Source organism: Streptomyces sp. SID4985 (assembly GCF_009863025.1).
GTDB lineage: Bacteria > Actinomycetota > Actinomycetes > Streptomycetales > Streptomycetaceae > Streptomyces.
Genome location: NZ_WWIR01000004.1, coordinates 1 through 6,451 on the forward strand (window position 1 = coordinate 1; position 6,451 = coordinate 6,451).

The window sequence follows — 6,451 nt, forward strand, 5'->3', positions numbered from 1 at the left end:
TCGACGTCATCGGCCTGCTGAACCCGGCCTTCGGCAACACGGGCATCAACGGCTGACGCGCCCCCACAGACCCGCAGGGCCCCCGGCACCCCCACCGGGGGCCCTGCGTCTGCCGTGGGCGGGGGGTGCCTCAGCGCCGCTCCCGCTCCTCCACCACCGAGTTGTACGCCGCCACTCGCGCCCGCCGCGCCGTCCGCTCCACCGGGCGCAGCGCCGCCGACCGCGCCGTCATCTCCGACGCGCTCACCGCACCCCCGTGCCCGCCCCCGTACGCCAGGGACACCAACATCCCGATCCGCTCCGCCAGTTCGAGCACCCGTACCGCACGCGGCGGATACCCCGGCGACAGCACGTCGTACCCCTGGCCGCCCGTCACCCGGGCCCCCGCACGGCGCGGCGCCTCCGCCCGCGCCCGGTACGCGTCGATCGCCGCCTCGGCCACCGGACCCGACGCGGCCACGTCCAGCCGCGTCAGCACCTCCGTCGCCTCGCGCAGCGCCTCCGCCAGCTCCCGCTCCGCCTCGCTCAGCGAGGGCACGTCCGCGGGCGGCGCCTCCCGCACCGGCAGCACATGCCAGACGACCTCGGTGTGCACGTCACCCTCGGGCCCCGCCTCGTACACCTCCGGGACCAGACCGAACGCCGCCCCGGAGCAGACCACCGCCTCCTCCGCCTCCAGCGCCCGCGCGTTGAACTCCGGCGGACCGCTCAGCCCCAGCGGATGCCCCGGCGCGGGCAGCGCCACCCGGAAACCCGTCACCCCGAGCCCCCGCAGCCGTCCCAGCGCCAGCGTGAGCCCGACCACGTCCTCCTCGCCCGGCAGGCCCTCGACCCGGTGCACCGCGTCCTCGCCCACCACGGCGAGTACGGCGTCATCCGGGGAGACAAGTCCGGCCAAGAGGGCATTTCCCCAAGCGGCGAGGCGTCCTGAACGCGGTTCCGTGAGCATCCCCCCACCCTAAGGACCGGACCGATGGATTGGAGCACCACACTCGTGGCGTAGATTTCATATGGGCTGCGCCCATTGGCGTGGCGGCCCGAGCCACAGGCGTACGCGACAGCCGAGACCGGCCACAACGCAAGGGGAGACAACGCGCTCATGAGCGATGTTCTGGAGCTTCAGGACGTATCCGTGGTCCGTGAGGGCCGGGCTCTGGTGGACCAGGTCAACTGGTCGGTCAAGGAGGGCGAGCGCTGGGTCATCCTCGGCCCGAACGGCGCGGGCAAGACCACCCTCCTCAACGTCGCGTCCAGCTATCTCTTCCCCACCACGGGCACCACCACCATCCTCGGCGAGACCCTCGGCAAGGTGGACGTCTTCGAGCTGCGCCCCCGCGTCGGCGTGGCGGGCATCGCCATGGCCGAGAAGATCTCCAAGAGCCAGACCGTCCTCCAGACCGTCCTCACCGCCGCCTACGGCATGACCGCGGGCTGGCACGAGGAGTACGAGGACGTCGACGAGCAGCGCGCCCGCGCCTTCCTCGACCGCCTCGGCATGAGCGACTTCCTCGACCGTCGCTTCGGCACCCTCTCCGAGGGCGAGCGCAAGCGCACCCTGATCGCCCGCGCCCTGATGACCGACCCCGAGCTGCTGCTCCTGGACGAGCCCGCCGCCGGACTCGACCTCGGCGGCCGCGAGGACCTGGTGCGCCGCCTCGGCCGGCTGGCCCGCGACCCGATCGCCCCCTCCATGATCATGGTGACCCACCATGTCGAGGAGATCGCCCCGGGCTTCACCCACGTCCTGATGATCCGCCAGGGCAAGGTCCTCACCGCGGGCCCCATCGAGCTTGAACTCACCTCGCGCAACCTCTCCCTGTGCTTCGGCCTCCCGCTCGTCGTGGAGCAGGTCGGCGACCGCTGGACCGCGCGCGGCCTGCCCCTGTCCTGATCCGTTCCCGGCCTCTTCCCGATCCGCTCCCGATCCGTTCCTGATCCGGGCGGCCCCCGTCCGCACCCTGTCGGCGGCCCGCCCCACGGCCCTACCATGAGCGCGTGGACGACATCGGCGCATGGGTGTGGTGGCTCGTCGGCGCTGCGGCGCTCGGAATCCCCCTCGTGATCACCGCGATGCCCGAATTCGGCATGTTCGCGGTGGGAGCCGTGGCCGCCGCCGTCGTCGCGGGACTCGGCTTCGGCGTGGTGATCCAGGTGCTCACCTTCGTGATCGTCTCCGTCGCCCTCATCGCCGTCGTCCGCCCCATCGCCCTGCGCCACGACCGGCAGCGCCCCCGACTGGCCACCGGAGTGGACGCGTTGAAGGGCAAACAGGCGGTCGTCCTGGAGCGCGTCGACGCCTCCGGCGGCCGCGTCAAGCTCGCCGGGGAGATCTGGTCGGCCCGCGCCCTCGACGCCTCACGCGCCTACGAGGTCGGGCAGGAGGTCGACGTCGTGGACATCGAGGGGGCCACCGCGCTCGTCATCTGATTCAGCTCGTCATCTGATGCATCTGCCCCCGAGCCGGGCAGCGGTCTGACAGACTCGACCAGCAAGATCTTCGACAGCGGAGAGGGGTACGGGGAACACGATGGAACCGGTCATCATCGTCCTGGTCATTCTGGTGGTGTTGGTCTTCATCGCCCTGATCAAGACCATCCAGGTCATCCCACAGGCCAGCGCCGCCATCGTCGAGCGCTTCGGCCGCTACACGCGGACCCTGAACGCGGGCCTGAACATCGTGGTCCCGTTCATCGACACCATCCGCAACCGCATCGACCTCCGCGAGCAGGTCGTGCCCTTCCCGCCCCAGCCGGTGATCACCCAGGACAACCTGGTCGTCAACATCGACACCGTCATCTACTACCAGGTGACCGACGCCCGGGCCGCCACCTACGAGGTCGCCAGCTACATCCAGGCGATCGAGCAGCTCACCGTCACCACGCTGCGCAACATCATCGGCGGCATGGACCTGGAGCGCACCCTCACCTCCCGCGAGGAGATCAACGCGGCCCTGCGCGGCGTCCTCGACGAGGCCACCGGCAAGTGGGGCATCCGCGTCAACCGCGTCGAGCTGAAGGCCATCGAGCCGCCCACCTCCATCCAGGACTCGATGGAGAAGCAGATGCGCGCCGACCGCGACAAGCGCGCCGCGATCCTCACCGCCGAAGGCACGCGCCAGGCCGCGATCCTCACCGCCGAGGGCGAGAAGCAGTCCCAGATCCTGCGCGCCGAGGGTGAGGCCAAGGCCGCCGCCCTGCGCGCCGAGGGCGAGGCCCAGGCGGTCCGTACGGTCTTCGAGGCCATCCACGCGGGCGACCCCGACCAGAAGCTGCTCTCGTACCAGTACCTCCAGATGCTCCCGAAGATCGCCGAGGGCGACGCCAACAAGCTCTGGATCGTCCCCAGCGAGATCGGCGACGCCCTCAAGGGCCTCTCCGGCGCCATGGGCAACTTCGGCAACTTCGGCGGGGGCGGTGGCTCCGTACCCCAGCAGAACAAGGGCACCGACTCCGACCGCCGCGAGCGCCCGTCCATCGACTGAAGCCGTACGACAGTGGGGCCCGCCTTCATCACGAAGGCGGGCCCCACTGTCGTATCTCCGGCCTACGCGGCCTTCAGCGCCAGCCAGTCCGGCAGCGCGTCGAAGTCCTCGTTCCCCAGCGCGAGCAGCATCGCGTCCGCCGGTGTCGGCTCGAACGGCTGCCACAGCAGCGGCATCCCCGCCTGCTCCGGAGTCCGGTCCGCCTTGCGGTGATTGTCCTCCGCGCAGGACGCCACCGTGTTCAGCCAGGTGTCTCCACCGCCCTGCGCCCGGGGCACCACGTGGTCGACCGTGCTCGCCGACCGCCCGCAGTACGCGCACCGGTGCCGGTCCCGCACCAGCACACCCCGCCTCGACCATGGCGCTTGTCTTCGGAAGGGCACCCGTACGTACCTGCACAGCCGGATCACCCGGGGCGCGGGTATGTCCACATCGACACCGCGCATCCGCAGCACGGGGTGCGCCTGCTCCACGACCGCCTTGTCCTGGAGGACCAGCACGACGGCACGGTTCAGCGTCACCGTCGACAGCGGTTCGAAGCTCGCGTTCAGGACCAAGGTGCCACGCATCAAGCCCACCTCCCGTGTGCCCGCCCACCCCCCGGCGGACGTGGATCAACTCTGGACGGGCGCATCGAGATGGACAACGCAATAAAAAAGCGCCCGCCCCTGATCACTTCCAAGACCAGGGGCGGGCAAACACCGAAGCGGCGGTCAGCTCTGCGCGGAGTTCTCGTACTCCCCGATGAGCTGGGCGCGCGCCAGCGCGTGGAACCGCAGATTGAAACCGACGAAGGCCGGCGAGGCGTCCGCGTCCGGACCGAGTTTCTCCTGGTCGACGGCGTACACCGTGAAGACGTAGCGGTGCGGCCCGTCCCCGGGCGGCGGCGCGGCCCCGCCGAAGTCCTTGGTCCCGTAGTCGTTGCGCGCCTGAATCGCGCCCTCGGGCAGCCCGTCGAACTTCCCGCTGCCCGCACCGGCCGGGAGCGACGTCACCGAGGCCGGGATGTCGAACACCACCCAGTGCCAGAACCCGCTGCCGGTCGGCGCGTCCGGGTCGAAGCAGGTCACGGCGAAGCTCTTCGTCTCCGCCGGGAACCCCTCCCAGCTCAGCTCCGGCGAGATGTTCCCGTCGGCGTAGACCTGGGCGCCCTTGAGCACCCCGCCCGGCTCGATGTCCTCACTCGTCACCGTGAACGACGGCACGGGCGGATGGAAGTCATGGGGGAGCGGCCGCCGCTTGAGCTCGGTCACCTCGGTACCTCCTGATCACTGTTTCCGTTCAGTGGCTCCGAGCCTAGAACCAGTTACGGCGACTGCCGACCTCGGACAGCCACTGGTTGAGGTACGCCGCCCAGTCGGTGGTGTGGAAGTCGTGCAGGCCCACCTGGAAGGAACGGAAGGTGTCGGAGCCCTCGCTGAACAGGCCCGGCTTCTTGTCCATCTCCAGCACGACGTCCATGGCGTGCTCGTCCGCCACGAAGCTGATCTCGACCTGGTGCAGACCCCGGTACTGCGACGGCGGGTAGAACTCGATCTCCTGGTAGAACGGCAGCTGCTGCCGGGTGCCCCGGATGTGACCGCGCTCCATGTCCGCGGTCTTGAAGCGGAAGCCCAGCTGGACGAAGGCGTCGAGGATCGCCTTCTGCGCGGGCATCGGGTGCACGTTGATCGGGTCCAGGTCGGAGGAGTCCACCGCACGGGCGATCTGGAGCTCGGTGGTCACACCGATGTGCATCCCGCGCAGCTGCTGCCCGTCGATCATCGTGACCGGCGTCTCCCACGGGATCTCCAGGCCGAACGGCACCGCGTGCACCGCCCCCGCCTGCAGCTCGAAGGCACCGCCGAGCCGCACCCGCGTGAACTCGATGTCCTGCTTGTACTCCTGGTCGCCGCTCTCCACCTCGACCTTCGCCTGAAGACCGACCGACAGCCCCTCGATGTTCTGGTTGACCGAGCCGCCCTGGATGTGGACCTCGCCCTGCACGACACCACCGGGCACCACGTTGACCTCGGTCAGCACCGTCTCCACCGAGGCGCCCCCGGCCCCCAGGCTCGCGAGCAGCTTCTTGAACGCCATTTACTCTCCCCTTACGAATGGACCTTCGCCCCGTACAAACGCGATCCGGCTCCGACCGGTTCCGCCATGAGGGCGACCGGGGCTGCACTACCCTCGGAGGGCATGATCACGCCACCGGACCGTACGCCACTGCCCCGGGAGTTCCTCGACCGTCCCGTCCTCGAGGTCGCCCCCGACCTCCTCGGCCGCCTCCTGGTCCGCACCACCCCCGACGGCCCGATCACCGTCCGCCTCACCGAGGTCGAGGCGTACGACGGCCCGAACGACCCCGGCTCCCACGCCTTCCGTGGCCGCACCGCCCGCAACGGCGTGATGTTCGGCCCGCCCGGCCACGCGTACGTCTACTTCACCTACGGCATGTGGCACTGCATGAACCTCGTCTGCGGCCCCGAGGGACGGGCGAGCGGGGTACTGCTCCGCGCCGGCGAGATCGTGGAGGGTGCCGAGCTGGCCCGCGAGCGCCGTCTTTCGGCCCGCAACGACAAGGAACTGGCCAAGGGCCCGGCCCGTCTCGCCACCGCCCTCGACATCGACCGGTCCCTGGACGGCACGGACGTCTGCGGCCCGGCGGCCTCCCCGCTCCACCTCCTCACCGGCACCCCCGTCCCGTCCGACCAGGTGCGCAACGGCCCGAGGACGGGCGTCTCCGGCGACGGCGGTGTGCACCCCTGGCGGTACTGGGTGGACGGCGACCCGACGGTGAGCCCCTACCGCCCCCATGCACCGAGACGCAGGTCACGTTGACTCGCTCTTGGAAGATGCGTAATGTACTCCGAGCCGCTTGACCCGGGTACGGCAATCGCCAGTAGACGGAAGCGGCCACCCCACTACCTACGACTTCCCCTTGGCGGGGGTCCATTCGGCGTGTCCGCACGTCCGAATTGAATCCGC

General features: G+C 70.2%; 8 protein-coding genes. 4 read left to right on the top strand and 4 right to left on the bottom strand.

Annotation, left to right across the window (positions count from 1 at the left end):
* Window positions 1-130: 130 nt before the first annotated feature.
* A complete protein-coding gene (locus GTW40_RS00210; RefSeq protein ID WP_161178094.1) occupies window positions 131-949 on the bottom strand; it encodes a hypothetical protein in 819 nt (272 codons plus the stop codon).
* Between the two features lie 150 nt (window positions 950-1,099).
* On the opposite strand from GTW40_RS00210, the gene GTW40_RS00215 reads away from it, so the two are divergent.
* The 3 genes from GTW40_RS00215 to GTW40_RS00225 all read left to right on the top strand — a co-directional run bounded on the left by GTW40_RS00215 (window position 1,100) and on the right by GTW40_RS00225 (window position 3,481).
* A complete protein-coding gene (locus GTW40_RS00215; RefSeq protein ID WP_161178095.1) occupies window positions 1,100-1,891 on the top strand; it encodes an ABC transporter ATP-binding protein in 792 nt (263 codons plus the stop codon).
* Between the two features lie 104 nt (window positions 1,892-1,995).
* Complete coding sequence (locus tag GTW40_RS00220; RefSeq protein WP_161178096.1) at window positions 1,996-2,427, top strand: NfeD family protein; 432 nt, start codon at window positions 1,996-1,998, stop codon at window positions 2,425-2,427.
* A gap of 100 nt (window positions 2,428-2,527) precedes the next feature.
* Window positions 2,528-3,481, top strand: a complete 954-nt coding sequence (locus GTW40_RS00225; protein WP_161178097.1) for an SPFH domain-containing protein — start codon at window positions 2,528-2,530, stop codon at window positions 3,479-3,481.
* A gap of 62 nt (window positions 3,482-3,543) precedes the next feature.
* On the opposite strand, the gene GTW40_RS00230 is transcribed toward GTW40_RS00225, so the two are convergent.
* The 3 genes from GTW40_RS00230 to GTW40_RS00240 all read right to left on the bottom strand — a co-directional run bounded on the left by GTW40_RS00230 (window position 3,544) and on the right by GTW40_RS00240 (window position 5,560).
* Entirely contained in the window at window positions 3,544-4,050 is a 507-nt protein-coding gene (locus GTW40_RS00230; protein WP_161178098.1) for an HNH endonuclease, read from the bottom strand.
* Window positions 4,051-4,194: 144 nt separating this feature from the next.
* Window positions 4,195-4,734, bottom strand: coding sequence for a YbhB/YbcL family Raf kinase inhibitor-like protein (locus GTW40_RS00235; RefSeq protein WP_161178099.1), 540 nt, complete (start codon window positions 4,732-4,734; stop codon window positions 4,195-4,197).
* A 43-nt stretch (window positions 4,735-4,777) separates the two neighbouring features.
* Entirely contained in the window at window positions 4,778-5,560 is a 783-nt protein-coding gene (locus GTW40_RS00240) for a sporulation protein (protein ID WP_161178100.1), read from the bottom strand.
* Window positions 5,561-5,662: 102 nt separating this feature from the next.
* Between GTW40_RS00240 and GTW40_RS00245 the strand changes: the two genes are divergently transcribed.
* Window positions 5,663-6,304 carry a DNA-3-methyladenine glycosylase gene (locus tag GTW40_RS00245; protein WP_161178101.1) on the top strand — a complete coding sequence of 214 codons (642 nt, stop codon included), beginning with the start codon at window positions 5,663-5,665 and terminating at the stop codon, window positions 6,302-6,304.
* Window positions 6,305-6,451: the final 147 nt, after the last annotated feature.

Bases quoted from the DNA above. Each gene is read 5' to 3' on its own strand.
- GTW40_RS00210 (WP_161178094.1), bottom strand. From the start codon at position 949: ATGCTCACGGAACCGCGTTCAGGACGCCTCGCCGCTTGGGGAAATGCC.
- GTW40_RS00215 (WP_161178095.1), top strand. From the start codon at position 1,100: ATGAGCGATGTTCTGGAGCTTCAGGACGTATCCGTGGTCCGTGAGGGC.
- GTW40_RS00225 (WP_161178097.1), top strand. From the start codon at position 2,528: ATGGAACCGGTCATCATCGTCCTGGTCATTCTGGTGGTGTTGGTCTTC.
- GTW40_RS00230 (WP_161178098.1), bottom strand. From the start codon at position 4,050: ATGCGTGGCACCTTGGTCCTGAACGCGAGCTTCGAACCGCTGTCGACG.
- GTW40_RS00240 (WP_161178100.1), bottom strand. From the start codon at position 5,560: ATGGCGTTCAAGAAGCTGCTCGCGAGCCTGGGGGCCGGGGGCGCCTCG.
- GTW40_RS00245 (WP_161178101.1), top strand. From the start codon at position 5,663: ATGATCACGCCACCGGACCGTACGCCACTGCCCCGGGAGTTCCTCGAC.